This window comes from Mycobacterium sp. 4D054 (assembly GCF_052245755.1).
Taxonomy (GTDB): Bacteria; Actinomycetota; Actinomycetes; order Mycobacteriales; family Mycobacteriaceae; genus Mycobacterium.
The window spans coordinates 1-902 of sequence record NZ_JBQQCF010000150.1; the positions used below are offsets into that span (position 1 = coordinate 1).

At 62.7% G+C, this 902-nt stretch carries 1 protein-coding gene; it reads right to left on the reverse strand.

Translation table 11 applies throughout. The features are described 5' to 3' along the window. Positions 1–902, reverse strand: a 902-nt coding sequence (locus ACTWP6_RS30330) for an amidohydrolase family protein (protein WP_443189641.1), incomplete at both ends; no start/stop codon positions are given.

Consider the following 902-nt stretch of genomic DNA (forward strand, 5'->3'; position numbering starts at 1 on the left):
CTGTGCGGGTAGTCGGCCTCCCAGCAGATGTTGTCCACCCCGATCTGATGGCGGGTGGTGACACCGACGGGGTCGGCGATGAAGCAGGTCAGGAAATGCTCGCGGAACACCTCGCTGGGCAGCTTGCCCTTGAAGTCCTGCCCGGTCCAGGTCGAATGCATCTCATAGGTCCGGTCCACCCGCTCCAGGAAATACGGGATCCACCCCGTCCCACCCTCGGACAACGCGATCTTCAGATCCGGATACTCCTTGATCGGCCGCGACCACAACAGATCCGCCGCGGCTTGGACGATGTTCATCGGCTGCAACGTGATCATCACGTCCATCGGCGCATCCGGGGCGGTGATCGCCAACCGCCCCGAAGACCCGATATGCACATTGAGCACCGTGTCGGTATCGACCAACGCATCCCACATCGGCTTCCAATGCTCGAAATCATGGAAACTCGGATAGCCCATCGCCGCCGGGTTCTCGGTGAACGTCAACGAATGCACCCCACGGGCGGCATTGCGGCGGATCTCAGCCGCACACGCCTGCGGATCCCAGATCACCGGCAACGTCATCGGAATGAACCGCGCCGGATAGGCCCCGCACCATTCCTCGACATGCCAATCGTTGTAGGCCTGCACCAACGCCAACGAGAACTCCGCATCCTCGGTGGCGAACAACCGGCCCGCGAACCCCGGAAACGACGGAAAACACATCGACCCCAGGATGCCGCCGGCGTTCATGTCCTTGACCCGCTCATCGACCTGCCAACACCCCGGCCTGATCTCATCGAGCCCCTGCGGCTCCAGGCCGTACTCCTCTTTCGGCCGGCCCGCCACCGCATTGAGCGCCACGTTCGGGATCACCACATCCCGGAACTGCCAGGTATCACTGCCATCCGGGTTGTGCACCAA